Here is a 25,237-nt window from a genome sequence, read left to right on the forward strand (position 1 = left end):
TTGTTGCCGCAATGACGGGAAGAATATGGTAATTTGTGCGCCCAGAGCTGCGTTCTTCTGCCCCGCGGGCAGTTTTTAAGGATCCACCATGAAAAAAATTGATGCGATAATTAAGCCTTTCAAACTGGATGATGTGCGCGAAGCGCTTGCGGAAGTTGGCATTACCGGGATGACGGTAACGGAAGTTAAGGGTTTTGGTCGCCAGAAAGGGCATACCGAACTCTACCGTGGTGCGGAGTATATGGTGGATTTTCTGCCGAAGGTGAAGATTGAAATTGTCGTGCCTGACGACATTATGGATATCTGTGTCGACACCATTATCCGCACGGCCCAGACCGGGAAAATCGGCGACGGGAAAATCTTCGTGTTTGATGTGGCCCGGGTTGTCAGAATCCGTACCGGTGAAGAGGACGACGCGGCCATTTAAGCCACGGCAGACAGAACGAAAAAAGGCGGGAAATCCCGCCTTTTTTGCGTTTACATCACCTTGTGAGGGCCAAAGCACTCATAGTGAATGCGTGTGGGCTCCACGCCTGCTGCCGTTAACTGCTGTGCCACCATCTGCATAAATGGCAGCGGGCCGCACATCCAGTATTGCATATCCGGATCCCGGAGCTGCTCGCCAAGGCTGGTAACGTCCATCAGCCCCTGATGGGTGTAGCGCGGGCTGAGCCTGTCCTGCTCGTCGGGCTGCCGGTACCAGATTTTGCTGGTAAAGTGCGCAAGCCTGGCGCCTTGCTCTGCCACTTCACTGGCGAAGGCATGGGCCGCGCCGTTTTCTGCCGCGTGCAGCCAGTTGACCTGCCCCTGGTGCCCGCTGCTGGCCAGCGTATCCAGCATGGCCAGCATGGGTGTCTGGCCCACACCGGCTGAAATCAGCGTCACTGGCGTGTTGCTCTCCACCTGCATAAAGAAATCCCCGGCCGGTGCAACCAGGCTCACCACATCACCCACATTTGCGCTATCGTGCAGCCAGCCTGAGACCAGGCCGCCATTTTCCCGTTTTACGGCGATCCGGTAGCCTTTGCCATCCGGCTTGCGGGTCAGTGAATACTGGCGAATCTCCTGCCAGGCGAAGTTTTCCGGTTTGATCCAGATCCCCAGATACTGGCCCGGCTGGTAATCCGCTACCGCAAGGCCATCTACCGGCTCGAACTCGAAGCTGGTAATCACGCTGCTGCGGGCGGTTTTTTTCGCCAGGCGGAAAGGGCGGGTGCCGCGCCAGCCGCCGGTTTTCTCCGCAGAGGCCTGGTAGATGTCTGCTTCCCGGTTAATAAAGATATCCGCCAGTACGCCATAGGCTTTTCCCCAGGCATCCAGCACCTCCTGCCCCGGGTGGTACAGTTCATCCAGAGTAGCCAGTAAATGCTTACCAACAATCTGATACTGCTCAGGTTTTATCTGAAAACTGGTGTGTTTCTGGGCGATTTTTTCAACGGCCGGCAGCAGCGCCGGAAGGTTATCAATATTGCCGGCATAAGCGGCGATGGCGTTAAACAGAGCTTCGCGCTGGTCGCCATTGCGCTGGTTGCTCATATTGAAAATGTCCTGCAGTTCCGGGTTATACCGGAACATGCGATCATAAAAATGTGCGGTCAGTTTCGGCCCGGTGGCGGCCAGTAACGGCAGAGTGGATTTTACTGTTGCGATGGTCTGGGGATCTAACATAGCGCTTACCTTCTTACGGATTTTACATAAATTTAATGATGTATTTTAAATGCATCTTATTTGTTTAACATTATCCTGTAAATGGTTTTTATCTTTAACATTTGGCTGTTTTGTAAGCCTATGAATAAACCGCATGATAATCATGAAAAAATGTCGCTCCAGCTCGTAATGATAAACGGGTATAAATTCAGTAATAGCAGCAAGCCAAACGTTTGCGTAAAAACCTTTGGCAACAGCAGGCTTCCCGGTTTACACTGTGGCCCGCTGAATAATTTCATACCATGATCCCGCAGGTAGCGCGCCGTTTTTGCCGTGATGTATTGAAAAATCAATATGATAAGCAAAAAAAGCGCAGTCAGTGCGATCGCCGGGGTATAAATTGCGTCAATTTACTGTTAGCTGAGCCAGGAGATGCGGATGTTAAAGCGAGAAATGAACATAGCCGATTATGATGCCGAACTGTGGCAGGCCATGGAGCAAGAAAAAGTACGTCAGGAAGAGCACATCGAACTGATCGCCTCCGAAAACTACACCAGCCCGCGCGTTATGCAGGCTCAGGGTTCTCAGCTGACCAATAAGTATGCTGAAGGTTACCCGGGTAAGCGCTATTACGGCGGCTGCGAATATGTGGATATCGTTGAACAGCTGGCAATTGATCGGGCTAAAGCGTTGTTTGGTGCCGATTACGCTAACGTTCAGCCGCATTCCGGTTCCCAGGCTAACTTTGCCGTGTATACCGCGCTGCTGGAGCCGGGTGATACCGTGCTGGGTATGAACCTGGCCCACGGTGGCCACCTGACCCACGGCTCCCCGGTGAACTTCTCCGGCAAGCTGTACAACATCGTCCCTTACGGGATTGATGAAAGCGGCCACATCGATTATGACGATCTGGAAAAACAGGCGAAAGCGCATCGTCCGAAAATGATCATCGGCGGCTTCTCTGCCTATTCCGGTGTGGTTGACTGGGCAAAAATGCGTGAAATCGCAGACAGCATTGGTGCTTATCTGTTTGTGGACATGGCCCACGTTGCCGGTCTGATTGCGGCTGGTGTGTACCCTAACCCGGTTCCTCACGCCCATGTCGTGACCACCACCACCCACAAAACGCTGGCGGGCCCGCGTGGCGGCCTGATTCTGGCGAAAGACGGCAGCGAAGAGCTGTATAAAAAACTGAACTCTGCCGTGTTCCCGGGTGGGCAGGGCGGCCCGCTGATGCACGTTATCGCCGGTAAAGCGGTAGCGCTGAAAGAAGCCATGGAGCCGGAATTTAAAATCTACCAGCAGCAGGTTGCGAAAAACGCCAAAGCGATGGTGGATGTGTTCCTGAATCGTGGCTATAAAGTGGTCTCTGGCGGTACAGACAACCACCTGTTCCTGCTGGATCTGGTTGACAAAAACCTGACCGGTAAAGAAGCAGATGCGGCCCTGGGCCGGGCCAATATCACGGTGAACAAAAACAGCGTGCCAAACGATCCTAAGAGCCCGTTTGTCACTTCCGGTATCCGTGTCGGGACCCCGGCAATCACCCGTCGCGGTTTCAAAGAAGCGGAAGCGCGCCAGCTGGCAGGCTGGATGTGTGATGTGCTGGACAACATCAATGATGATGCCACCATTGAACGCATTAAAGGCAATGTGCTGGATATCTGCGCCCGTTACCCGGTATACGCATAAACCACGGCGCCGTGCTGTGGCACGGCAAGCCTGAACATCAAAACCGCTGCGCTCTCCGTAGCGGTTTTTTTGTTGGTGGCGGCAGTTGCGGCTGAAAGCCTTACAAATATCGTTTTTTGTCATCCTTATCTGACATGGCAAAAAGGCTAGTGACGGGCAGAAGGGGGGGCATTCTGATATGCAGCCCCTAACGCTGGGCATACTATGCTCCTTGTTAGATTAATTTCTATTTTCTGTATTTTATATTCATCTCCGCGAGCGATTAGCTGGAAGTCTTTATGAAATAAAACAATCACAGATTGTGTTTTATATAGGATAAGGTCATGAAAGATAAATGGACGATATCAATCTCATCTGAAAATGCATATATTCTTGACTCACTTGAGAAAACGTTTTCATCCGCCGCTGAGTTCCAGGTGGTAAATGTTACGAACTCTGGCGATGTGCTGATGAAATGCCTGCAATTACGCCAGCCGGATATTATTATTGCTGATTTTTCGGTAAATACTGTGGATCGTAATCTTACCGGGTTTACCAATCTGACAATTCTGCGTAAAAAATATCCTGACATTAAAGTTATTGTGCTTACTTCGTTAAAGAATGCCGGTATTTTTAAAATGCTGCTTGAGCATGGCGCGATGGCGGTAATCAGTAAAAATGATCCGGTGAAAGAGACGGAAAAAGCCTGCTTTACCGTAATGGAACAGAAGAAAATATATTTATCACCGGGTATTCAGACAATACTGGATAATAGCGACAATAGCCCGAAGTCCAGCATGCTGACGGCGAAAGAGCTGGAAGTTGTGCGCCTGTTTGCGTCTGGTTATACGCTTTCCCAGATTGCCGATCGCCAGAACCGGACTATCAGCACCGTCTCTACACAGAAATGGAGCGCCATGCGTCGCCTGGGGATCACCACCAATAGCGAGCTTATCCGCTATGCGTTCTCTCAGGGTATTATTGTCTGAACCGGCCAGCGGACTGATGTAACGTGGAGGTGAGCCTCCACGAATATCGGGTGCGGGTTAATCAATATTATGGCGGCGGGCAAAGTTGATAAGCTCCGTTGTCTGGCTGACGGCCAGCTTCTGCAGCAGCCGGCCTTTGTAGGTGCTGACAGTCTTGGTGCTGATATGCATGCGCCCGGCAATGTCGACCAGCTTCATGCCGCGCGCCAGATACGTTAATACCTGGAACTCCCGGCCCGACAGCATGGTGAGCATATCCTCTTCCGGGTTGTTTTTATAACCGGCGGTAAACGGGAAGTAGGCGTAGTCCCGCAGTATCGCTCTGACCGCGTCGGTGAGCTGCTCAAGGTTATTGCGCTTACTTAAGAAGCCATTGGCGCCCGCCTGGCGGCAGCGGCTAATGTAGTGCCAGGCATCCCGGGAGCTGAATACCAGCACGCGCCCGGTGTATCCCTGGTGGCGTAACCGCTCGGTTAAATCGATACCGTTAAGTGAGTGGATATCAATATCGACAATAACAATATCTGGCTGCTGCTGGCGAATCGTCAGCAGCCCCTGCAGGCCGTCGCCGCCCTCAGCAATAACCTGGTGCCCTGCATCATCCAGTAATTTACGGATAGCGAAGCGTGCCACAGGATGATCGTCCAGTATCATAACGGTTGCCATAATTAGTTCACTCTGCTGGTTAGTGGCGGCCCGGGGTCACCGTGCCCGGCCTGTTGTGTCGTCAGTAGAACGTCATCCTTGCGTTTTCTGACGAATTATTACTACTGAAGTCTTATTTATTTTTATCTTGTCTTCTCATCTACTCTCATCTTATATCTGCTGTGGCGCTCTGCTGGCCGTACCGGTGGCGATCACAATGTTGTGTCAGCGTGTGAGACGCCAGGGCCAGTATCAACACCTGTGATGTCGGGAAAGCGATTATAATGACGCTATGTCGGGCGGTGGCTGTTGCCGTTCTGTGAAGGTGGGGCGCGGTCTCGCCGGTGATAAAAGGAAGAGGACATGAGAGCGACTCCGGACATCTTACGGGGGATTATTACGGGGCTGCTGGCGTTGTCTGTGGCCCTTCCGGCCGCTGCCGTGCTTAAGCCTGAGCCCTTCAGCCCCGTGATGGCGAGCTTCTCAAATGAACTGGAGTTTGATGCGCTGCGCGGCAAAGTGAAGAGCTTTGAACAGGCGCTGTATGACAGTGGCGATACACCGGTGATGCTTGCCCGGGGGGAGTTCGATACCCGGGGATGCCTGATGCGTTATGAGAAAATCGACGGCGTGAATAACGGGAAAATAAAACTCACCCGCAATGTGGCAGACAACACGCTGATATCTGCTTACGATAAGCAGCGGGTTATTCACCTGAATGATCGCTGCGAAGTGGTCAGCACGGATGCGAAGGGCGATGATGCAAAAGATTATATTTATGACGCCCGGGGTTTTCTGGTGAAGGTGAAAGGCCATAAAGATGCCTGGGTTTATAAAGAATATTTTTATACACCGGAAGGCATGCCAAAGAGTGTGGTTTATTACGGGGATGAAAAAGATTTCCTGATAATTACCGAGCCGAAGAAAAAATTAAGCGAGCAGTGGGATTTTATTACCGAAGGGCTGGATGACGGTAAACCGGTTTTTCAGTCAGTGAAAAAGTGTCTGTATGATGATCGCTATAACCCGACTGTCTGCTACCTGATAACGGCCGTCGTGGAAAACGGCGTTCAGAAAAAGCGCGTAGAGCAGATCCACTATATTGTGAAATATTACTGAATAATCAACGGTGAAAATATTCCACCGTCAGTGTATTGCTCCCGATCGCGTTGCCCGTGGTAAATTATTTTTAATACCAGGCGGTATGAGGTGATAATATCCCGCAGTTCGCAACATTATCACCCTATTGCCGCTCACCGGGATATAAAACAAGCCGGCTAATGAGGAAAACATGGTACTGCAGTCCACGCGCTGGCTGGCGTTAAGTTATTTTACCTATTTTTTCAGTTATGGCATTTTCCTGCCCTTCTGGAGTGTCTGGCTGGCGGGAAATGGCCTGCCTCCGGAAACCCTCGGGCTGTTGTTAGGCGTGGGCCTGGTGGCCCGTTTCCTTGGCAGCCTGCTGCTGGCTCCCCGCATCACGGATCCTTCCCGTCTGATTCAGGCTCTGCGCCTGCTGGCCTTGCTGACCCTGTTGTTCGCTGCCGGGTTCTGGGCCGGGCACTCCACCGTCTGGCTGCTGGTGGTGATGGTGGGGTTCAACCTGTTTTTCTCACCCCTGGTGCCGCTGACCGATGCGCTGGCGGGCACCTGGCAGCGCCAGATAACGCTGGACTACGGGCGGGTACGGCTGTGGGGCTCCCTGGCGTTTGTTATCTCATCCGCCCTGACGGGCAAACTGGTGACCCTGTTTGGCTATCAGTCTGTGCTGGTTATCCTGACCCTCGGCGTGGCCGCCATGCTCCTTGGGATGTTACTGCGCCCCTCGGTGATGCCCGCCGGTGAGATTCACCAACGCCAGGGGGCAGGGTGGCCCGCGTGGCGCCAGCTGCTGGTGACCCACTGGCGCTTTCTGGGCTGTGTGTCTTTGTTGCAGGGGGCCCACGCCGCTTATTACGGTTTCAGCGCTATCTACTGGCAGGGGGCCGGGTATGCGGCATCCACAGTCGGTTACCTGTGGTCCCTGGGGGTAGTGGCAGAAATTGTGATTTTCGCCCTGAGCAACCGGTTATTTCGCCGCTGGACCGCCAGAGATCTGCTGCTGCTTTCTGCCCTGTGCGGCGTGGTGCGCTGGGGGCTGATGGGCTGGACGACAGGGCTTCCCTGGCTGATTGTTATCCAGATCCTGCACTGTGGCTCTTTTACGGTCTGCCATCTGGCGGCCATGCGCTATATTTCTGCCCGGCACGGCAGTGAGATTATCCGCCTGCAGTCCGTTTACTCGGCGGTTGCGATGGGGGGCAGTATCGCACTGATGACCATGCTGTGCGGCTACCTGTACCAGCATCTGGCAGGCGGGCTGTTTACGGTGATGGCGCTGGTGGCATTACCGGCATTGTTCCTGCGCCCGGCAAGGCAGACTGCCGGGCAGGTTAACGTTCAAGAATAGCGCGAATACAGCGCTGCTGGTGCTCCGCCAGCGGCAGGCTTGCGTGGATCAGCGGTGGCGCAAACAGTAACGGAAGCGTCGTGGCATAGGGGGTCACAATCAGGGCCGCGTCTCTGGGGGCTCCTTCGCGCTGGAAGGTGTGCAGCGTCAGGTATTTTATATTAAGGGGCAGCAGCGTCAGCTCGCGGATCTGCTGCTCAAGCGCCTGTTCAATCTGGCTGTTGTTCCCGGTCAGCATCACGACTTGTTTCTCGTGCAGATCTTTTTCCTGCATCAGCCAGGCACCGAAAATCACCGCAATCAGCCCCAGCTCGCACTCCGGAAAGGAGACGCCATAGTGCTGTTCAAATGGCCGCATCGCCTCGCGGGTGGTACGAATCAGCCGCGGGTAGAGACGCCGGATATCCTCCTGGAGCGGGTTATCGATACCAATGCCGAACTGCCGTCGGTGCAGCGCCTGGCTAAGGTGGGTGTATAGCTGGTTCGCCAGCCCCTGTTCATCACTGAATGACATGGCCGAGAGCTGGCGGAAATGGTCCACCAGTCGCTGTATTGCGCGGGTCAGGCGCCGGGCCTGTAGCTGTGTGTCGCGCCGGGGATCCGGCGTGTGCAGCAGCATCAGCAGTACGGTTAAAAACAGGTGCTCTTCCTGCTCATACTGCGGGTCGACCGCGCGCCGTCGCCAGTGGCGGACAATATCGGCCGCGGCGCTGAACTCTTCGTGGGTCCGGGCCCAGCGTTGCTGATTATCAGAAAACTGTGGCACCAGGCCGGACTGATGCTGCAACAGGCAGTATTGCAGATACAGCGCGAGGAACTGGCTGTCGCGCTGGTCGAAGCGGCGCGCCAGGCGCTGGGAACAGAGGTTGATAAGCGCCCGCAGATTGGTATCGTCATACAGCACGGTGGCGATACGCTGGCGTTTAAGTTCAGTTTTCAGTGTCGGTATAAACTGCTGGCTGACAAAGTGCGGGCACAGGCGAATCGCCCGCCGCAGCCAGTGGAACAGGCACAGGCGATTATCCAGTGGGCTACCTTCCAGGCGGTAGCTGCCATCCTGCTGGGTAACAATACTGAGCCGGTGGAAGCGCTGGATTTCCTGCGCGGTTTCGGCAATATCTTTCCTGGCAAGATCGTCGTCTACGCCGTTCACGCGCCCGATAACTTCCGGTGTTACTGTTTGCCCCGGCAAATAGAGTAGCAATAGCAGGTGGCAGCGTCGTTGCGGGCTGGAAAGCGCAGATGGTGTAGGGCTGAGCACTGTCATCATCCGGGATCCCATAAAGGTTTTAAGTAAAGAATAGCTAATACATTGTGCTGTGTTTGTTGCCCTGATCGCTTTAATTACGTAATTCCGGCTGGCTCACACAATTTATTATCCTCAGGAAGGGGGCGAAAATGATGTGCAGATTCAGGCACTGGCTGACCGCCGCAGGGCTTATCTGTAGCGCGGCTGCCGGTGCCCATCCCCACAGTTTTATTGCGCTGAAAACGCAACTGGTGGTTGAAAACGGGCAACTGACAGGCCTGGCAATGGCGTGGACCATGGATGAGCTGACCTCGGCAGATTTACTCTACGACGCCGCAGATGCGCAGGCTGACTCTCCGGTCTGGAAGAAACTCGCCGCTGAGGTGATGGCAAACGTGATAGCCCAGCACTATTTTACGGAGTTCTGGCGCGGCAGTGAGAAAGTGACATTTACCCCCCGTCCGCCGCAGTACAGCCTGGCGCGCAGCGGGCACCAGGCCGTGCTTCGTTTTGTACTGCCGCTGGCCCATCCTCAGCCCCTGGCCGGGCAGCGCTACCGCTTTGCGACTTTTGACCCCAGCTACTTTGTGGATATGCACTACGCGCAGGACAGCGATCTGAGCCTGCCAGCCCAGGTGCCACCGGGGTGCAAAATCACCCTGACGACGCCAGAGCCCACAGCGGAGCTGCTGGCGTATGCGCAGGCGCTGGATAAAACCGATACGCCCGACCGGGAGATGAACCTCGGCGAGCAGTTTGCTCAACAGGTGGTGCTGCAATGTCCGTGATGACCTCCCCTGTAAAACATCGCTGGATAGCGTTCTGGCCGCTGGCGGCCCTGCTGGTACTCACGGTGGCAGGGGGGCTGGCCCTGTGGCAGTACTGGCCCCGGGTGATGCTGGAAAGCCACCAGTGGCAGCGCCAGATCAACGGGCAGTTAACCCGGCTGCTGCGTGCGGTTGCCAGCGATCCGCTCTCTGCCGGTGGGCCGTTGTTAATTTTTAGCCTGGTTTACGGGGTGCTGCACGCCCTGGGGCCGGGGCATGGCAAAGTGGTGATTACCACCTGGCTTGCCACTCGTCCGGCCCGGCTGCGGGAAAGCCTGTGCCTGACATTTGCCGCCTCGTTACTTCAGGGGATGGTGGCCATTGTGCTGGTGGCCGTGGTGCTGACACTGCTGCAACTGCCCGCCAGGCAGCTGCACCTCAGCAGTTACTGGCTGGAAAAGGGCAGTTATCTGCTGGTGGGGGGGCTTGGCGCCCTGTTGTGCTGGCGGGCGCAAAAACGGCTGCGCCCGCTGCTGAGACGCCCGGCCGTATTTCACCGCTTTACGCCGGTGCACGTTCACAGCGCCACCTGCGGGTGCGGGCACCACCATGTGCCGCAGGCCCGTGAGCTGGAGGCCGCCGCAGACTGGCGCAGTAAACTGATGCTGGTCCTGGCCATGGGGATGCGCCCCTGCTCCGGGGCAATTATGGTGCTGCTGTTCAGTAAGGTGGTGGGGATTTTTGCCTGGGGGATGGCCGCGGTGCTGGCTATGTCGGCCGGAACTTCGCTGACCATCTCCGGGTTTGCCGTGCTGGTGCACAGTTTCCGCCGGGTGGCAGAACGCCTGGCGAGCCAGCGCACGCCGCCGCTCTGGCGCCGGGTTATGTGGCCGGTACTGGCAATGGCTGGCGGGATATTTCTGATGGCAGTCGCCACAGTGATGTGGAGCAGTACGCCGCTACCGGTTCGTGGGCTGAGGCCTTTTTAAAGCTAAAAGTGGAGGGGAGAATAGCGATTCTCGCCCGCTTCAGGTTCAGACATATGAACGCCCGATGAACGGGTTCCGCTCCCTGACGATGGGCACTCATATGTTGTGTGCGGAACCTGGTCGCGTTCCAGGAGGGGGGGCCGGCCCCCTCCTGGAGACCTCGCCGGCCCGCGGTCAATCGCCGCTGCGCGGTTCGCTGCAACTCCGGCTTGCTCTGGCGGACCAGTCAGGATTCGGCATCCATGCCTCAACCTTCCTTCTGGCTGCCATCCTGGCAGCCAGTCCTTGAGCTGCACCTGCGTTTTCGCCGATTGCCTTTATGCGGGGATTTAACACCCTCGCGGTCATTAACTGACATTCAGCGGCATTTCAGCCGCTGAAACCGTGTTGTTGTACCGCAGGGGTTTTCCAGTCCCGCGTAAAAGAAACTGGCGGCGCGCAGCCGAAAAGACCAGGGGTGGCGGCCAGGACGGCCGCTACAGGGAGGGGTGAGACAGGATGTCGAATCCCGACCGGACCGCAGGATTGAAGCGCAGCAGAGCGTATCGCGTCAGCGACAGTTTCCCCGCGGGCCGGGGGTATCCCTAAAGGGGAATCGGCATTCCCCTTTAGGACGCGACCAGGTCCAGGTGCAACAAAGAAATGCCGGGGGGGCGGGGAGCGGAACCGGCTCCCCGAACGAACATATTCCGGATCATATTGCCAGCACTAAAGCCACTATCGGCATCGCCAGGCCAGCCTGAATCGCCGGATTCTACTTAGCGTTTTAACGCTTCGCTCAGCTCGTCACGCATGCCGGACAGCATCGCTTTCACCACACGCGGGTTACCGGCCACAATATTGCCGTTCAGCATGTAGTTATGGCCACCGGTAAAGTCACATACCAGGGAGCCGGCTTCGCGGGCAATCAGTTCACCAGCGGCAAAGTCCCAGGGGCGCAGGCCAATTTCAAAGTAACCGTCAACGCGGCCAGCGGCAACGTAGCACAGATCCAGCGCGGCGGAGCCGGTGCGGCGGAAATCGGCACACTGGGTAAACAGCTTGCCGAGGATGTTCATATAAGCGGCAGAGTGCTGTTTGGCTTTGAACGGGAAACCGGTCGCAAGGATAGTTCCGTCCAGATCGCGGGCATTGCTGCCGCGCAGGCGGTAGCCGTTAAGCTGGGCGCCCTGGCCGCGGGTGGCGGTGAACAGTTCGTTGCGCATCGGATCGTAAACCACGGCCACTTCAGTGCGGCCTTTAATGCGCACGGCAATGGAAACGGAGAAATGAGGTAAACGTTTTACGAAGTTGGTGGTGCCATCCAGCGGATCAATAACCCATTGAATATCTTTATCTTCACCGGCCAGTTCGCCGGATTCTTCGGTGATAATGCTGTGCTGAGGATAAGATTTGCGAATGACATCGATAATCACGCGCTCTGCGTCTTTATCTACGTTGGTAACGAAATCATTAGTGCCTTTCTGGCTGGTTTCTACGGCGTCCGGCGTTTCGTAGTTTTTAGCGATAATATTGCCGGCCTTACGCGCAGCGCGAACGGCGATGTTCAGCATCGGATGCATGGGTTACTCTCACTGGATGTTAAAGAACGGGGGAAATCGGCGCGGAGTATATCAGAGCATTCGGACTCTGTCTCGGGAATATGGTATCATCGGCCGATATTCTTCCTGTCGTTGTAGTGAGCTATGCTAGAAAATATTCGCATTGTGCTGGTCGAAACCTCTCATACCGGCAATATGGGCTCCGTTGCCCGCGCCATGAAAACCATGGGGCTGACCAATCTGTGGCTGGTTAACCCGCTGGTCAAACCGGACTCTCAGGCTATCGCGCTGGCCGCTGGCGCCAGTGATGTTATCGGTAATGCGCAGATTGTTGACTCGCTCGATGAAGCCATTTCCGGCTGCAGCCTGGTGGTTGGCACCAGCGCCCGTTCCCGCACGCTCCCCTGGCCGATGCTCGACCCCCGTGAATGCGGGCTGAAAAGTGTGGCTGAAGGTGCCCATGCCCCGGTGGCGATTGTCTTTGGCCGCGAGCGGGTTGGCCTGACGAATGACGAGCTGCAAAAATGCCATTATCACGTCGCCATCGCGGCAAATCCGGAGTACAGCTCGCTTAATCTGGCCATGGCGGTGCAGGTTATCACGTATGAAGTGCGTATGGCGTGGCTGGCGGCTCAGGAGCAGGGTGAGACTCACCAGGATGAGGAACACCACTACCCGCTGGTAGACGATCTGGAGCGCTTTTACGGGCACCTGGAGCAAACCCTGCTGGGCACCGGGTTTATCCGCCCCGGCAACCCGGGCCAGGTGATGAGTAAACTGCGGCGTCTGTTTACCCGGGCCCGCCCGGAAAGCGCCGAGCTTAATATTTTGCGCGGCATTCTGGCGTCGATTGATCACCAGGACTCGCAGGGTAAAAAATAGTTGAGTAAAATGCCGGGTTAAATAGTTGACCAATTTACTCAGGAATGTCAGACTTGCCGCTGCTATGTAAATGATATTGCAATCCCGAGCTTTCATCTGCGGCTGTTGTCGCAATTGTCCGGAACACGACAGAAAGTTACCTGCATGATTCTGGCCTGCGCTATCGCGGTAGCCAGAATCAACGGGACAACACACTAAACCCCCGGCACGAGGGGAGAGTAGAGGTTAAGTAAGACATGAGACTGACATCAAAAGGGCGCTACGCGGTCACTGCTATGCTGGACGTTGCTCTTAATTCTGAGGCGGGCCCGGTACCACTGGCTGACATCTCTGAACGCCAGGGGATTTCTCTTTCCTATCTTGAACAGCTGTTTTCTCGCCTGCGTAAAAACGGCCTGGTCGCCAGCGTGCGCGGCCCGGGCGGCGGTTATTTGCTGGGCAAAGATGCTGACGACATCGCTGTTGGCGAAGTTATCAGCGCGGTTGATGAGTCTGTAGACGCCACCCGTTGCCAGGGTAAGGGTGGATGTCAGGGCGGCGACAAATGCCTGACCCACGCCCTGTGGCGCGATCTGAGCGATCGGCTGACCGGGTTTTTAAATAACATTACCCTGGGTGAACTGGTGAATAACCAGGAAGTGCTGGATGTGTCTGACCGTCAGCATACGGATCCTCAGCGCGCGCCGCGCGTACAGGATGCCATTGATGTAAAACTGCGCGCATAAATACCAGAACCTCTTCACCTTCGGCGGCAGAAGGGCTGGTCAGTACCGGCGTTGTGCTTCTGCTGACCTTATAACAGAGAAGAGGGGATTCTTTTTCAGGATCAGGCGGGGGGTATCCCCTGAACGCTGAGGCGTACATCGAGTCGTTGGCCTGATTCCGTAGCATTGAGTGATGTACGGAGCTTAAAGAGCAATGAAATTACCGATTTATCTTGATTACTCTGCAACCACGCCCGTTGATCCGCGCGTTGCTGAGAAGATGATGCAGTGTTTAACTCTGGACGGGACCTTTGGTAACCCCGCATCCCGTTCACACCGTTATGGCTGGCAGGCTGAAGAGGCGGTTGATATCGCCCGTAATCAGATTGCCGAGCTGGTAGGTGCCGACCCGCGTGAAATCGTCTTCACCTCCGGCGCTACGGAATCAGACAACCTGGCTATCAAAGGTGCGGCCAATTTCTACCAGAAGAAAGGCAAGCACATCATCACCAGCAAAACCGAGCATAAAGCGGTTCTGGATACCTGCCGCCAGCTGGAGCGTGAAGGCTTCGAGGTGACTTATCTCTCCCCTGAGTCTAATGGCCTTATCGATCTGAAAAAGCTGGAAGCCGCCATGCGTGATGACACCATTCTGGTTTCCATCATGCACGTTAACAATGAAATCGGCATTGTGCAGGATATCGCGGCCATCGGCGAAATGTGTCGCGCCCGCGGGATTGTCTACCACGTAGACGCCACCCAGAGCGTGGGCAAACTGCCTATCGACCTGAACACCCTGAAAGTGGATCTGATGTCCTTCTCCGGCCACAAAATTTACGGCCCGAAAGGCATTGGTGCTCTGTATGTGCGCCGTAAGCCGCGGATCCGTATTGAAGCCCAGATGCACGGTGGCGGCCATGAGCGCGGCATGCGTTCCGGTACTCTGCCGGTACACCAGATTGTCGGTATGGGCGAAGCCTACCGCATTGCGAAAGAAGAGATGTCGACCGAAGTGGCGCGTCTGGCTGCCCTGCGCGACCGTCTGTGGAATGGCGTGAAAGATATCGAAGAAGTGTATCTTAACGGCGATCTGGAGCATGGCGCACCGAACATCCTTAACGTCAGCTTTAACTACGTTGAAGGCGAGTCCCTCATCATGGCGCTCAAAGATCTGGCGGTTTCCTCCGGCTCTGCCTGTACGTCTGCAAGCCTTGAGCCCTCCTATGTGCTGCGTGCACTGGGGCTGAATGATGAGCTGGCTCACAGCTCTATCCGTTTCTCTTTAGGTCGTTTTACTACCGAAGAAGAGATTGACTATGCCATCGACCTGGTGCGCAAATCCATTGGCCGTCTGCGTGAGCTCTCCCCCCTGTGGGAAATGCACAAAGACGGTGTGGATCTGAACTCCATCGAATGGTCGCATCATTAATCGGTAAGGCAATAAGGAGAATTCACCATGGCATATAGCGAAAAAGTTATCGATCACTATGAGAACCCGCGTAACGTTGGTTCTTTTGACAACAGCGACGAAAACGTCGGTAGCGGCATGGTCGGGGCCCCGGCCTGCGGCGACGTGATGAAGTTGCAGATTAAAGTCAACAATGACGGTATTATTGAAGACGCGCGCTTTAAAACCTACGGCTGTGGCTCTGCCATTGCCTCCAGCTCCCTGGTGACCGAGTGGGTCAAAGGGAAGTCTCTGGACGAAGCGCAGGCGATTAAAAATACCGACATCGCCGAAGAGCTGGAGTTACCGCCGGTAAAAATCCACTGCTCGATTCTGGCGGAAGATGCCATTAAGGCCGCCATTGCGGATTATAAAAGCAAACGTGAAGCGAAATAATTATTGAGGTTGTTGTATGTCGATTACCCTTAGCGACAGTGCTGCCGCGCGTGTAAGTACCTTCCTGGCAAACCGGGGAAAAGGTTTTGGTCTGCGCCTTGGTGTGCGTACATCCGGATGCTCCGGCATGGCGTATGTACTGGAGTTTGTTGATGAGCCTGCGGCCGATGACACCGTCTTCGAAGACAAAGGCGTCAAAGTGGTTATCGATGGCAAGAGCCTGCGCTTCCTGGACGGCACTCAGCTTGACTTCGTAAAAGAAGGTCTGAACGAAGGGTTTAAATTTACCAACCCGAACGTCAAAGATGAGTGCGGCTGCGGCGAAAGTTTCAACGTGTAATGCCGTCTGCGTAAAAACCCCACCGGCCACGTGTCCGCGTGGGGTTTTCCTTTATATTGCTAACCACGGGGCTGTTATGGACTACTTCACCCTTTTTGGGCTACCGGAAAGCTACCAGCTTGACGTTAACCAACTTGCGGCCCGTTACCAGGACCTGCAACGCCAGTATCACCCGGATAAATACGCCAGCCGCCCGCAAGCAGAGCAGCTGGCCGCAGTACAGCAGTCCGCCACGATTAACCAGGGCTGGCAAACGCTGCGCCACCCCCTGTCCCGGGCGGAATATTTGCTGTCACTCCACGGTTTTGATCTGGCGTCTGAGCAGCACACGGTGCGCGATACCGCCTTTTTGATGGAACAACTGGAATTGCGCGAAGAGCTGGATGATATTGAACAGCAGCGTGATGAATCCCGCCTGGCGTCATTTTCCACGCGTGTTGATGGCATGATCTCTTCCCGCACCCGCACCATGGTGAGCGAGCTGGATGCCCGGCAGTGGGAACCGGCCGCCGACACGGTACGTAAATTACGTTTTCTCGATAAACTGCGCAGTCAAATAGAACAACTCGAAGAAAAACTGCTCGATTTTTGATTCTGGAAGCATACATGGCCTTATTACAAATTAGCGAGCCCGGTCTGAGTGCCGCGCCCCATCAGCGTAAGCTGGCGGTGGGGATCGACCTGGGCACCACCAATTCTCTGGTGGCCACTGTACGCAGTGGTAAAGCCGAAACACTGGCGGACCACGAAGGGCGTCACCTGCTGCCTTCGGTGGTGAATTACCGCAGCGACGGGCGCATCACCGGCTGGGAGGCACGCGCCATCGCCGCCAGCGATCCGGTGAATACCATCAGCTCCGTTAAACGGCTGATGGGCCGCTCCCTGGCGGATATTCAGCACCGTTACCCCCATTTACCCTACCAGCTACAGGCCAGTGAAAACGGCCTGCCGATGATTAACACCCCTGCAGGTCTGCTCAACCCGGTGCGGGTTTCTGCCGACATTCTGCAAAGCCTGGCTGAGCGCGCCCGGGAAAGCCTCGGTGGCGAGCTTGATGGCGTGGTGATTACGGTGCCGGCCTATTTTGATGATGCCCAGCGCCAGGGCACGAAAGACGCAGCCCGGCTTGCCGGTCTGCATGTTCTGCGCCTGCTGAATGAACCTACCGCGGCGGCTATCGCCTACGGGCTGGATTCAGGCCAGGAAGGGGTGATTGCCGTGTACGATCTGGGCGGCGGCACCTTTGATATTTCTATTCTGCGCCTGAGCCGCGGGATCTTTGAAGTGCTGGCCACCGGCGGGGATTCTGCCCTCGGGGGTGACGATTTTGACAACCTGCTGGCGGAGTGGATCCGCGAGCAGGCAGGGATAAGCGACCGTGACGACACCCGTCTGCAGCGCCAGCTGCTGGACGCGGCTATCGCCGCCAAGATAACCCTCAGCGATGCCCGGGACGCCGCAATTAATGTGGGCGGCTGGCAGGGCACCATTACCCGGGAACAGTTCAGTGCGCTGATTGCCCCGCTGGTAAAACGCACGCTGCTCTCCTGCCGCAGAGCCCTGAAAGATGCCGGGGTGGATGCCAGTGAGGTGCTGGACGTTGTGATGGTCGGCGGCTCTACCCGGGTGCCGGTTGTCCGCGAGCGGGTGGGCGAGTTCTTTGGCCGCACCCCGCTGACATCTATCGATCCGGACAAGGTCGTGGCCATTGGTGCCGCTATCCAGGCTGATATTCTGGTGGGGAATAAACCGGACAGCGACATGCTGCTGCTGGACGTGCTGCCGCTCTCTCTGGGGCTGGAAACCATGGGCGGTCTGGTTGAGAAAGTTATCCCGCGTAACACCACCATTCCGGTGGCCCGCGCCCAGGATTTCACCACCTTTAAAGACGGCCAGACAGCAATGGCTATCCATGTGATGCAGGGCGAGCGTGAGCTGGTGCAGGATTGCCGCTCCCTGGCGCGCTTTGTGCTGCGCGGTATTCCGCCGCTGCCTGCGGGCGGTGCGCATATTCGGGTAACCTTCCAGGTGGATGCCGATGGTTTACTGAGTGTCAGCGCTATGGAGAAATCCACCGGGGTTGCCTCCTCGATTCAGGTGAAGCCGTCATACGGCCTTACCGAGGGCGAAATTGCCGCGATGATCCAGGCGTCGATGACCTTTGCCGATGATGATGTTCAGGCCCGTATGCTGGCAGAGCAACAGGTCGAAGCGGCCCGGGTGCTGGAGAGTCTGGAAAGTGCCCTTGCCAGTGACGGGGCGCTGCTGAGTGAAGAAGAGCGGGCCGCGGTAGATACGGTCGCCCTTGAGCTGCGCGCAGTAATGCACGGCAGCGATATCGAATCCATTAAGCAAGCCATTAAAAACGTAGACAAACAAACCCAGGAATTTGCCGCACGCCGCATGGATAACTCAATCCGTCAGGCGCTGAAAGGGCAATCCGTGGACGAGGTTTAATTTACTATGCCTAAGATTGTATTTTTGCCCCACCAGGGCCTGTGCCCGGATGGTGCCGTTCTGGAAGCTGAGACTGGCGAAACGATCCTCGACGTTGCCCTGCGCAACGGTATTGAAATCGAACACGCCTGTGAAAAATCCTGTGCCTGTACGACCTGCCACTGCATCGTTCGTGAGGGGTTTGACTCCCTGGCGGAAAGCAGTGAAGAGGAAGACGACATGCTGGACAAGGCCTGGGGCCTGGAGCCGGACAGCCGCCTGAGCTGCCAGGCGAAAGTGGCGGATGAAGATCTGGTGGTTGAGATCCCGCGCTATACCATTAACCACGCCCGCGAACACTAACCGGCACCAGCCACAAGGGAGAAACCCATGGGACTGAAATGGACCGACAGCCGCGAAATCGGCGAAGCGCTGTACGACGCCTACCCGGATACCGATCCGAAGACGGTACGCTTTACAGATATGCACCAGTGGATCTGTGAGCTGGACGACTTCGATGATGATCCGCAGGCCTCAAGCGAGAAAATTCTTGAAGCCATTTTACTGGTATGGCTTGATGAAGCGGATTAACTGAACAGGCTGCCTGCGGGCAGCTTTTTTGTATCATCTGACACGGTGAAGATAAGGAAACCACAATGACAACCGACGCGATGAAAATTACCCTCAGCACCACACCTGCCGACGCCCGCTGGGGGGAGAATGCCATTTACAGCATTAATAATGACGGGGTGACCATCCACCTGACCGGCAACGATGTGCCGGGGCTTATCCAGCGCGCCGGGCGCAAGCTGGACAACCAGGGCTTTAAACATGTGCAGCTGGCCGGTGACGGCTGGGACGTGGAGAAAAGCTGGGCCTTCTGGCAGGGCTATCGCGGGCCAAAAGGCAGCCGCAAAGTGGAGTGGGCCGCCCTTGATGACGCCCAGCAACAGGAGCTGGAAAATCGCCTGACTATCATCGACTGGGTGCGCGATGTGATTAATGCCCCGGCAGAAGATTTAGGGCCAGAGCAACTGGCCCAGCGCGCCGTTGATCTGCTGTGCGCAACCGGCGGTGAGCACGTGACATACCGGATCACCAAAGGTGAGGATCTGCGCGAGCAGAACTACCTTGGGATCCATACGGTCGGGCGCGGATCGGATCGTTCCCCGGTGCTGCTGGCGCTGGACTATAACCCGACCGGCATACCGGAAGCACCGGTATACGCCTGCCTGGTGGGCAAAGGCATTACGTTTGACTCCGGCGGCTACAGCCTGAAGCAGAGCGCGTTTATGGATTCCATGAAATCCGATATGGGCGGCGCGGCGCTGGTCACCGGCGCACTGGCTTTTGCCATCACCCGCGGCCTGAATAAACGCGTAAAACTCTACCTGTGCTGCGCCGATAACCTGGTCAGCGGTAACGCCTTTAAACTGGGGGATATTATCCGCTACCGTAACGGTAAAAATGTTGAGGTGATGAACACCGACGCGGAAGGCCGCCTGGTCCTGGCAGACGGGCTGATTGACGCCAGTGCCCAGAAGCCGGAGCTGCTGATTGACTGCGCCACCCTGACCGGGGCGGCAAAAACCGCGCTTGGGAATGACTACCACGCCCTGTTCAGCTTTGACGACGGGCTGGCAGCCCGTCTGCTGGAAAGCGCTGCGGCGGAAAATGAACCCTTCTGGCGCCTGCCGCTGGCGGAGTTCCACCGCCATCAGTTGCCGTCGAACTTTGCCGAGCTGAACAACACCTCGAACGCTTCGTTCCCGGCCGGGGCCAGCACTGCCGCCGGTTTCCTGTCCCACTTTGTGGAAAATTATCACCAGGGCTGGCTGCACATTGACTGTTCCGCCACCTACCGCAAAGGGGCGGTTGAGCAGTGGTCTGCCGGGGCAACGGGCCTTGGCGTGCGGACACTGGCTAACCTGCTGACGCGCTGATCGCCATGACCGAAAATCAACCGACCCTTGAAACGCTGCTGGAGCAGGCAGCAACAGAGCCGGCGCACCGTCCGGCCTTTTTCCGCCAGTTATTACAGGCAACCGTCTGGGTGCCTGGCCGCCGCTACGGGGATAACGCCGGGGAGATTGAGCTTGATCACTGGGAGCGGGATAACGACCGCGACGTGATCCCCTTTTTCACCTCGGTCCGGGCGCTGGCTCAGGCCGCAGGCGACGGGCAGCAGTGGGTTATGCTGCCTGCCCGGGAGCTGTTTGAGATGACGGCCGGAGAAACGCTGTTCCTCAATGCAAAGTTACCGACAGGTAAAGAGTTCACCCCCGGTGAAATTCACCACCTGCTCGGGCACGGGGGGGACGCGCTCAGCCAGCAGGTGGTGATGGAGGGTGACAGCCAGCTGTTGCTGTCTGCACTTGAGCAGCCTCCTGCAGTGCTGGTGGAGTCCCTGAGTGTGCTGTTTGCCTCGCTCAACACCGTAAAGCGCGCCTGGCTGTGTACGGTGAAAGGGCCGGGGGATGAGACACCAAACCTGATGATTGCGCTGGAGGTTGCCGGGGAACACGAAGAGGTGATTCAGGCCACCGGCAGTGTGGCAACCGATGTGTTGCCCGGTGATGAGCCCGTCGATGTTTGCCTGGTCAGCGCCGGTGAGCCGGGGGTAAGCCACTTTGTCCAGGCGCACCTGACACCCTTCTATGAGCGCCGCTGGGGAAGTTTCCTGCGCGACTATAAAACCGGGCGCATTCTGTAATGAAATCTGGCCGGGTAACCGGCCAGACCTAACGGCTCAGGCGTCGGGCTCGACGGGTAAATCCGCCCGGGCTCCCCATTCGCTCCAGGAGCCGTCATACAGGGCCACATCATCCAGCCCGAGGGTTGCCAGCGCCAGGGCGAGTACCGCAGCGGTCACCCCGGAGCCACAGCTGACGATAATCGGCTGATTAAACCGCACCCCGTGGCTGGCAAAAATAAAGCGCAGATCGTCGGTGGTTTTTAACTGGCCGTTTTCCACAAGCTCCGTCCAGGGCACGTTATGGGCACCGGGAATATGACCCCGGCGCAGGCCCGGGCGCGGCTCGTCGGCCTGGGCATTAAAACGGGCGGCCGGGCGGGCATCCACCAGCTGGGCGGTCCCTTCATGGCTGGCGACCAGGACATCAGTCAGGCGGCGGATGGCCTGAGCATTAAATTTCACCTCGAACTCGCCCTCCCGGGGCCGGGGCTCACCGGACTCCAGGGCCAGATCTTCGCGTAACCAGTCGGCCATCCCCCCGGCGAGAATAGAGACATTCTCCACGCCAAAGCATTTCAGCATCCACCAGGCGCGGGGCGCTGAAAACAGGTTGCCGTCGTCGTAAATCACCAGGTGCTTGTGGCCGGAGATCCCCAGCTCACGCATGGCCACGGCGAAGGTTTCCGGGCGCGGCATCATGTGGGGCAGGGCAGTGGTGGTGTCTGACAGGGCCTCGATATCGAAGCGCCGGGCACCGGGAATGTGCCCGGCCAGGTATTCTGCGTTGACATCCCGGTCCTGTTGCGTGGGTTGTGCCATTCGCGCATCCAGGATCTGGATCTGTGGATCGTCAATATGTTCGGCAAGCCAGTCGCCAGCGACGAAGAAAGTGGTGGACATGGTGGGTTCCTTGTCATGAGCAATAGCATAATTGTCGACGTTTTTCCCCGGAGTCTCAAGGTGACGGGGGAGGGGAAAGGCACAAATCATGGCATTAAGCGGCCTGGATCGCGTCAGCCCTGGTGTTATCGCGTTACCGATTGAAATAAAAGGCCGATTGGGGCCAGCGCCGGAGTTTGCTATGGTAGCGGCACGGGCTTACCCCCCATGCCCGGGACGGGGAAACAGCAGTATAGACGCAATGTTATCTGATCTCGTATTTTTTTAAAAAAATGTTAACCAGATCGATAGTCAATAACAGCGTCTCTCTTTATAATCCGCGCCAGGTTATCCCGGAAAGCCGGGATCCATAAAACACATTACAGAGGTAAACATGGCTATCGAGCGTACTTTCTCCATCATTAAGCCCAATGCAGTGGCAAAAAACGTTATTGGTAATATTTTTGCGCGTTTTGAAACCGCTGGCCTGAAAATTGTTGCCACCAAAATGGTGCACCTCTCTTCTGAGCAGGCTCAGGGCTTCTACGCAGAACACGCCGGTAAGCCGTTCTTCGACGGCCTGGTTGCCTTTATGACCTCCGGCCCGATTGTGGTCTCTGCACTGGAAGGTGAAGACGCGGTGCGCCGCCACCGTGAAATCCTCGGGGCGACTAACCCGGCAAACGCACTGGCCGGTACGCTGCGTGCTGACTACGCCGATAGCCTGACCGAAAACGGCACCCACGGCTCTGACTCTGTTGAATCTGCGGCCCGTGAAATCGCCTACTTCTTCGCCGAAGGCGAAGTGTGCCCGCGCACCCGCTAATCCGGTAACGCAGTAAACGGCACTTACATTTTATTTTGCCGTGCTCACCACAGAGCATGGCGCTGTTGCCGCAGAATTTGTACAATGTCGCGCCCCCTGATGCCATACTTCACGGGGCGCTTCTTTTTTCTTAAACCTACCTGGGGCCATAACGTGTAACAACGAGGCCGGAAACGAATATGTCAGATCAAATTATCATCCCCGAGACGTCACCTGTTGCCGTTTCTCCTAAAGCCGAAAAAATCAACCTGCTGGATCTGAACCGCCCGCAAATGCGCGAGTTCTTTAAATCCATGGGGGAAAAGCCGTTCCGTGCCGATCAGGTCATGAAGTGGATCTATCACTACTGCTGTGATGACTTCGACGAGATGACGGATATCAATAAGGTGCTGCGCGCCCGGCTAAAAGAGATTGCTGAAATCCGTGCCCCGGAAGTGGTGGAGGAGCAGCGCTCATCCGACGGGACTATCAAGTGGGCGATAGCGGTGGGCGATCAGCGCGTTGAAACGGTCTATATCCCGGAAGATGACCGCGCCACGCTGTGTGTCTCCTCCCAGGTAGGCTGCGCGCTGGAGTGTAAGTTCTGCTCCACGGCTCAGCAGGGCTTTAACCGTAACCTGCGGGTGTCGGAAATTATCGGCCAGGTGTGGCGGGCGGCGAAAATTGTTGGCGCGGCGAAAATCACCGGCCAGCGCCCCATCACTAACGTGGTGATGATGGGGATGGGCGAACCGCTGCTGAACCTGACAAACGTGGTTCCGGCGATGGAAATCATGCTGGATGATTTCGGTTTCGGCCTGTCAAAACGCCGCGTTACCCTGTCCACTTCCGGTGTGGTACCGGCGCTGGACAAGCTCGGGGATATGATTGACGTGGCGCTGGCTATCTCGCTGCACGCGCCGAACGATACCATCCGTGATGAGATAGTCCCCATCAACCGCAAATATAATATTGAGACATTCCTGGCGGCGGTACGCCGGTATCTGGAGAAATCCAATGCCAACCAGGGGCGGGTGACCATCGAATACGTGATGCTGGACCACATTAACGACGGTGTTGAGCATGCTCATCAGCTGGCGGAATGCCTGAAAGACACCCCGTGCAAAATTAACCTGATCCCGTGGAACCCCTTCCCGGGGGCACCTTATGGCCGCAGCTCAAACAGCCGTATCGATCGCTTCTCCAAAACCCTGATGGAGTACGGCTTTACGACGATTGTGCGTAAAACGCGCGGTGATGATATTGATGCCGCCTGCGGGCAGCTGGCCGGGGAAGTGATTGACCGCACCAAGCGGACAATGCGCAAGCGGATGCAGGGCGAAGCTATTGCGGTAAAATCTGTCTGATTGACACCTGCGGGCCGCCGGGGCTGAGTATCCGGCGGTGTTGCGCAGGTCAGATTATGTGTAAACCTGGCTTTTCACCTTGTGGAATCTGCCTGAACGGTAATAATTACGGTGCGTTTTTTCGCGCTTTAAGGCAGTATGTAGCGGCGCAACAACATGTTAGCGGTGCCGCATCAGGCAGGACACTGTCGCGCTGTTGTACAAGATATATTCGTGGCACAGGCCAGCGCCCCTTAACGGGCAGGCGGCCGGTGTCTGGTTCCTAAATTCACACAGTACCAGCAGTTGTAAGCTAATGAATACTGAAGCCAATCAAGAACAGAAAACAGCACAGACCACGGGCGAGCGTTTACGCCAGGCCCGCGAAAAACTCGGTCTTAGCCAGCAAGTTGTTGCTGAACGTTTGTGCCTGAAGGTCTCCACCGTCCGGGATATCGAAGAGGACAAAGCGCCAGCCGATTTGGCTTCCACCTTTTTGCGCGGTTATATTCGCTCTTATGCCCGGCTGGTCCATGTACCTGAGGACGAACTGCTGCCGATGATGGCGAAGCAGACACCGCTGAAGGCGAGCAAAGTGCAGCCGATGCAGAGTTTTTCTCTGGGTAAGCGGCGCAAAAAGCGCGATGGCTGGCTGATGAGTATCACCTGGCTGGTGCTTTTTGTGGTGGTCGGCCTGACGGGGGCCTGGTGGTGGCAAAACCATAAAGCCCAGCAGGAAGAGATAACCACCATGGCGGATCAGTCCTCGGCCGAGCTGGGCAACACCGGCAGCGGCCAGTCCGTTGCGCTGGATACCGGCGCGGCCAGCACATCTGCCCCGGCACAGACCAGTACAGCGGCACCGGTGGTGGACAACAGCGCACCGGCAACCGCCCCTGCGACACCGGCACCGGCTGACAGCCTGGCGACGGCGGCAACGCCTGCGCCTCAGAGCACTGAACAGCAGCCTGCGGTAGTGGCCCCGAGCCAGACCCCGGTAGATACCGCCAACCCGGCGGCCACCGCTGTACCGGGCCAGTTGCCGACCGATCCGGCACAGAATACCCCGGCCGTTGCCGATCCGAACGCGCTGGTGATGAACTTCTCCGCTGACTGCTGGCTGGAAGTGAGCGACGCGACCGGCAAAAAACTGTTCAGCGGCCTGCAGCATAAGGGCGGTAACCTGAATCTGGTAGGCCAGACCCCGTACAAACTGAAGATCGGTGCGCCTGCCGCGGTACAGGTTCAGTTCCAGGGTAAACCTGTTGATCTGAGCCGTTTTATCCGGACGAATCAGGTAGCACGCCTGACTGTTAATGCTGAGCCGGCCACGGCCCAGTAATTGACGGTTTTTTGGAGA

Annotated in this window: 26 protein-coding genes; 21 read left to right on the plus strand and 5 right to left on the minus strand. The window is 56.6% G+C overall.

What is annotated here, in order from left to right:
* Positions 1-88: 88 nt before the first annotated feature.
* Complete coding sequence (gene glnB / locus EBL_RS04840) at positions 89-427, plus strand: nitrogen regulatory protein P-II (RefSeq protein ID WP_002441393.1); 339 nt, start codon at positions 89-91, stop codon at positions 425-427.
* Positions 428-477: 50 nt separating this feature from the next.
* Here the strand turns inward: glnB and hmpA are convergent, their stop codons facing one another.
* Positions 478-1,668, minus strand: a complete 1,191-nt coding sequence (gene hmpA, locus EBL_RS04845; protein WP_002441391.1) for an NO-inducible flavohemoprotein — start codon at positions 1,666-1,668, stop codon at positions 478-480.
* Positions 1,669-2,085: 417 nt separating this feature from the next.
* Here hmpA and glyA point away from each other — a divergent pair, with 417 nt between their 5' ends.
* Together glyA and EBL_RS04860 are read left to right on the plus strand one after the other, a co-directional pair.
* Positions 2,086-3,339, plus strand: a complete 1,254-nt coding sequence (gene glyA, locus EBL_RS04855) for a serine hydroxymethyltransferase (RefSeq protein WP_002441389.1) — start codon at positions 2,086-2,088, stop codon at positions 3,337-3,339.
* 323 nt (positions 3,340-3,662) lie between these two features.
* A complete protein-coding gene (locus EBL_RS04860; protein ID WP_002441388.1) occupies positions 3,663-4,307 on the plus strand; it encodes a response regulator in 645 nt (214 codons plus the stop codon).
* 57 nt (positions 4,308-4,364) lie between these two features.
* On the opposite strand, the gene EBL_RS04865 is transcribed toward EBL_RS04860, so the two are convergent.
* Positions 4,365-4,973, minus strand: coding sequence for a response regulator (locus EBL_RS04865; RefSeq protein ID WP_002441385.1), 609 nt, complete (start codon positions 4,971-4,973; stop codon positions 4,365-4,367).
* 342 nt (positions 4,974-5,315) lie between these two features.
* On the opposite strand from EBL_RS04865, the gene EBL_RS04870 reads away from it, so the two are divergent.
* The gene (locus tag EBL_RS04870; RefSeq protein WP_002441383.1) at positions 5,316-6,071 is read left to right on the plus strand and encodes a YnfC family lipoprotein; all 756 of its coding nucleotides are present in this window, start codon (positions 5,316-5,318) and stop codon (positions 6,069-6,071) included.
* A 172-nt stretch (positions 6,072-6,243) separates the two neighbouring features.
* Entirely contained in the window at positions 6,244-7,401 is a 1,158-nt protein-coding gene (locus tag EBL_RS04875) for a 3-phenylpropionate MFS transporter (protein ID WP_002441381.1), read from the plus strand.
* Here the strand turns inward: EBL_RS04875 and csiE are convergent.
* Positions 7,385-8,671, minus strand: coding sequence for a stationary phase inducible protein CsiE (csiE, locus tag EBL_RS04880; RefSeq protein WP_002441379.1), 1,287 nt, complete (start codon positions 8,669-8,671; stop codon positions 7,385-7,387). The genes EBL_RS04875 and csiE overlap by 17 nt on opposite strands.
* A 128-nt stretch (positions 8,672-8,799) precedes the next feature.
* On the opposite strand from csiE, the gene EBL_RS04885 reads away from it, so the two are divergent.
* Positions 8,800-9,438 (plus strand): DUF1007 family protein, encoded by a 639-nt coding sequence (locus EBL_RS04885; protein WP_002441377.1) that lies wholly within the window; start codon positions 8,800-8,802, stop codon positions 9,436-9,438.
* A complete protein-coding gene (locus tag EBL_RS04890) occupies positions 9,429-10,406 on the plus strand; it encodes a nickel/cobalt transporter (RefSeq protein ID WP_002441375.1) in 978 nt (325 codons plus the stop codon). Before EBL_RS04885 ends, EBL_RS04890 begins: the two co-directional genes overlap by 10 nt.
* Before the next feature lie 758 nt (positions 10,407-11,164).
* On the opposite strand, the gene suhB is transcribed toward EBL_RS04890, so the two are convergent.
* A complete protein-coding gene (gene suhB, locus EBL_RS04895) occupies positions 11,165-11,968 on the minus strand; it encodes an inositol-1-monophosphatase (RefSeq protein ID WP_002441370.1) in 804 nt (267 codons plus the stop codon).
* A 123-nt stretch (positions 11,969-12,091) separates the two neighbouring features.
* Here suhB and trmJ point away from each other — a divergent pair, with 123 nt between their 5' ends.
* The 11 genes from trmJ (at position 12,092) to sseB (ending at position 20,865) form a co-directional block, all read left to right on the plus strand.
* Complete coding sequence (gene trmJ, locus EBL_RS04900) at positions 12,092-12,829, plus strand: tRNA (cytosine(32)/uridine(32)-2'-O)-methyltransferase TrmJ (protein ID WP_002441368.1); 738 nt, start codon at positions 12,092-12,094, stop codon at positions 12,827-12,829.
* 236 nt (positions 12,830-13,065) lie between these two features.
* On the plus strand, positions 13,066-13,554 hold the full coding sequence (gene iscR, locus EBL_RS04905; RefSeq protein ID WP_002441367.1) for a Fe-S cluster assembly transcriptional regulator IscR: 489 nt from the start codon (positions 13,066-13,068) through the stop codon (positions 13,552-13,554).
* 193 nt (positions 13,555-13,747) lie between these two features.
* Positions 13,748-14,962: an IscS subfamily cysteine desulfurase gene (locus EBL_RS04910; protein WP_002441365.1), complete on the plus strand. Its 1,215-nt coding sequence runs from the start codon at positions 13,748-13,750 to the stop codon at positions 14,960-14,962.
* Between the two features lie 27 nt (positions 14,963-14,989).
* Positions 14,990-15,376, plus strand: coding sequence for a Fe-S cluster assembly scaffold IscU (iscU, locus tag EBL_RS04915; protein ID WP_002441363.1), 387 nt, complete (start codon positions 14,990-14,992; stop codon positions 15,374-15,376).
* Positions 15,377-15,392: 16 nt separating this feature from the next.
* Positions 15,393-15,716, plus strand: a complete 324-nt coding sequence (gene iscA, locus EBL_RS04920) for an iron-sulfur cluster assembly protein IscA (RefSeq protein ID WP_002441361.1) — start codon at positions 15,393-15,395, stop codon at positions 15,714-15,716.
* Positions 15,717-15,792: 76 nt separating this feature from the next.
* Positions 15,793-16,308, plus strand: a complete 516-nt coding sequence (gene hscB / locus EBL_RS04925) for a co-chaperone HscB (RefSeq protein ID WP_002441359.1) — start codon at positions 15,793-15,795, stop codon at positions 16,306-16,308.
* Positions 16,309-16,322: 14 nt separating this feature from the next.
* Complete coding sequence (gene hscA, locus EBL_RS04930; protein WP_002441357.1) at positions 16,323-18,173, plus strand: Fe-S protein assembly chaperone HscA; 1,851 nt, start codon at positions 16,323-16,325, stop codon at positions 18,171-18,173.
* Between the two features lie 6 nt (positions 18,174-18,179).
* A complete protein-coding gene (gene fdx, locus EBL_RS04935) occupies positions 18,180-18,515 on the plus strand; it encodes an ISC system 2Fe-2S type ferredoxin (RefSeq protein ID WP_002441356.1) in 336 nt (111 codons plus the stop codon).
* 27 nt (positions 18,516-18,542) lie between these two features.
* Positions 18,543-18,743 carry a Fe-S cluster assembly protein IscX gene (gene iscX, locus EBL_RS04940; RefSeq protein ID WP_002441354.1) on the plus strand — a complete coding sequence of 67 codons (201 nt, stop codon included), beginning with the start codon at positions 18,543-18,545 and terminating at the stop codon, positions 18,741-18,743.
* A gap of 65 nt (positions 18,744-18,808) precedes the next feature.
* Positions 18,809-20,095: an aminopeptidase PepB gene (pepB, locus tag EBL_RS04945; protein WP_002441352.1), complete on the plus strand. Its 1,287-nt coding sequence runs from the start codon at positions 18,809-18,811 to the stop codon at positions 20,093-20,095.
* 5 nt (positions 20,096-20,100) lie between these two features.
* Positions 20,101-20,865 carry an enhanced serine sensitivity protein SseB gene (gene sseB / locus EBL_RS04950; protein WP_002441350.1) on the plus strand — a complete coding sequence of 255 codons (765 nt, stop codon included), beginning with the start codon at positions 20,101-20,103 and terminating at the stop codon, positions 20,863-20,865.
* A gap of 36 nt (positions 20,866-20,901) precedes the next feature.
* On the opposite strand, the gene sseA is transcribed toward sseB, so the two are convergent.
* Positions 20,902-21,747 carry a 3-mercaptopyruvate sulfurtransferase gene (gene sseA, locus EBL_RS04955; RefSeq protein ID WP_002441349.1) on the minus strand — a complete coding sequence of 282 codons (846 nt, stop codon included), beginning with the start codon at positions 21,745-21,747 and terminating at the stop codon, positions 20,902-20,904.
* Between the two features lie 373 nt (positions 21,748-22,120).
* Here sseA and ndk point away from each other — a divergent pair, with 373 nt between their 5' ends.
* From ndk to rodZ, 3 genes are all read left to right on the plus strand, one after another.
* Positions 22,121-22,552: a nucleoside-diphosphate kinase gene (gene ndk / locus EBL_RS04960; protein WP_002441347.1), complete on the plus strand. Its 432-nt coding sequence runs from the start codon at positions 22,121-22,123 to the stop codon at positions 22,550-22,552.
* A 179-nt stretch (positions 22,553-22,731) separates the two neighbouring features.
* A complete protein-coding gene (gene rlmN, locus EBL_RS04965; RefSeq protein ID WP_002441346.1) occupies positions 22,732-23,898 on the plus strand; it encodes a dual-specificity RNA methyltransferase RlmN in 1,167 nt (388 codons plus the stop codon).
* A 295-nt stretch (positions 23,899-24,193) separates the two neighbouring features.
* A complete protein-coding gene (rodZ, locus tag EBL_RS04970) occupies positions 24,194-25,219 on the plus strand; it encodes a cytoskeleton protein RodZ (RefSeq protein WP_002441343.1) in 1,026 nt (341 codons plus the stop codon).
* Positions 25,220-25,237 lie beyond the last annotated feature (18 nt).

This window comes from Shimwellia blattae DSM 4481 = NBRC 105725 (genome assembly GCF_000262305.1).
GTDB lineage: Bacteria > Pseudomonadota > Gammaproteobacteria > Enterobacterales > Enterobacteriaceae > Shimwellia > Shimwellia blattae.

What these genes read in the sequence shown, in the direction of transcription:
- sseA (WP_002441349.1), bottom strand. Translation starts at nt 21,747, where the DNA reads ATGTCCACCACTTTCTTCGTCGCTGGCGACTGGCTTGCCGAACATATT.
- glnB (WP_002441393.1), top strand. Translation starts at nt 89, where the DNA reads ATGAAAAAAATTGATGCGATAATTAAGCCTTTCAAACTGGATGATGTG.
- glyA (WP_002441389.1), top strand. Translation starts at nt 2,086, where the DNA reads ATGTTAAAGCGAGAAATGAACATAGCCGATTATGATGCCGAACTGTGG.
- csiE (WP_002441379.1), bottom strand. Translation starts at nt 8,671, where the DNA reads ATGATGACAGTGCTCAGCCCTACACCATCTGCGCTTTCCAGCCCGCAA.
- hscB (WP_002441359.1), top strand. Translation starts at nt 15,793, where the DNA reads ATGGACTACTTCACCCTTTTTGGGCTACCGGAAAGCTACCAGCTTGAC.
- iscX (WP_002441354.1), top strand. Translation starts at nt 18,543, where the DNA reads ATGGGACTGAAATGGACCGACAGCCGCGAAATCGGCGAAGCGCTGTAC.
- pepB (WP_002441352.1), top strand. Translation starts at nt 18,809, where the DNA reads ATGACAACCGACGCGATGAAAATTACCCTCAGCACCACACCTGCCGAC.
- iscR (WP_002441367.1), top strand. Translation starts at nt 13,066, where the DNA reads ATGAGACTGACATCAAAAGGGCGCTACGCGGTCACTGCTATGCTGGAC.
- fdx (WP_002441356.1), top strand. Translation starts at nt 18,180, where the DNA reads ATGCCTAAGATTGTATTTTTGCCCCACCAGGGCCTGTGCCCGGATGGT.
- EBL_RS04870 (WP_002441383.1), top strand. Translation starts at nt 5,316, where the DNA reads ATGAGAGCGACTCCGGACATCTTACGGGGGATTATTACGGGGCTGCTG.
- EBL_RS04890 (WP_002441375.1), top strand. Translation starts at nt 9,429, where the DNA reads ATGTCCGTGATGACCTCCCCTGTAAAACATCGCTGGATAGCGTTCTGG.
- iscA (WP_002441361.1), top strand. Translation starts at nt 15,393, where the DNA reads ATGTCGATTACCCTTAGCGACAGTGCTGCCGCGCGTGTAAGTACCTTC.
- EBL_RS04865 (WP_002441385.1), bottom strand. Translation starts at nt 4,973, where the DNA reads ATGGCAACCGTTATGATACTGGACGATCATCCTGTGGCACGCTTCGCT.
- EBL_RS04875 (WP_002441381.1), top strand. Translation starts at nt 6,244, where the DNA reads ATGGTACTGCAGTCCACGCGCTGGCTGGCGTTAAGTTATTTTACCTAT.
- EBL_RS04860 (WP_002441388.1), top strand. Translation starts at nt 3,663, where the DNA reads ATGAAAGATAAATGGACGATATCAATCTCATCTGAAAATGCATATATT.
- EBL_RS04885 (WP_002441377.1), top strand. Translation starts at nt 8,800, where the DNA reads ATGATGTGCAGATTCAGGCACTGGCTGACCGCCGCAGGGCTTATCTGT.
- EBL_RS04910 (WP_002441365.1), top strand. Translation starts at nt 13,748, where the DNA reads ATGAAATTACCGATTTATCTTGATTACTCTGCAACCACGCCCGTTGAT.
- ndk (WP_002441347.1), top strand. Translation starts at nt 22,121, where the DNA reads ATGGCTATCGAGCGTACTTTCTCCATCATTAAGCCCAATGCAGTGGCA.
- rlmN (WP_002441346.1), top strand. Translation starts at nt 22,732, where the DNA reads ATGTCAGATCAAATTATCATCCCCGAGACGTCACCTGTTGCCGTTTCT.
- iscU (WP_002441363.1), top strand. Translation starts at nt 14,990, where the DNA reads ATGGCATATAGCGAAAAAGTTATCGATCACTATGAGAACCCGCGTAAC.
- hmpA (WP_002441391.1), bottom strand. Translation starts at nt 1,668, where the DNA reads ATGTTAGATCCCCAGACCATCGCAACAGTAAAATCCACTCTGCCGTTA.
- suhB (WP_002441370.1), bottom strand. Translation starts at nt 11,968, where the DNA reads ATGCATCCGATGCTGAACATCGCCGTTCGCGCTGCGCGTAAGGCCGGC.
- hscA (WP_002441357.1), top strand. Translation starts at nt 16,323, where the DNA reads ATGGCCTTATTACAAATTAGCGAGCCCGGTCTGAGTGCCGCGCCCCAT.
- rodZ (WP_002441343.1), top strand. Translation starts at nt 24,194, where the DNA reads ATGAATACTGAAGCCAATCAAGAACAGAAAACAGCACAGACCACGGGC.
- sseB (WP_002441350.1), top strand. Translation starts at nt 20,101, where the DNA reads ATGACCGAAAATCAACCGACCCTTGAAACGCTGCTGGAGCAGGCAGCA.
- trmJ (WP_002441368.1), top strand. Translation starts at nt 12,092, where the DNA reads ATGCTAGAAAATATTCGCATTGTGCTGGTCGAAACCTCTCATACCGGC.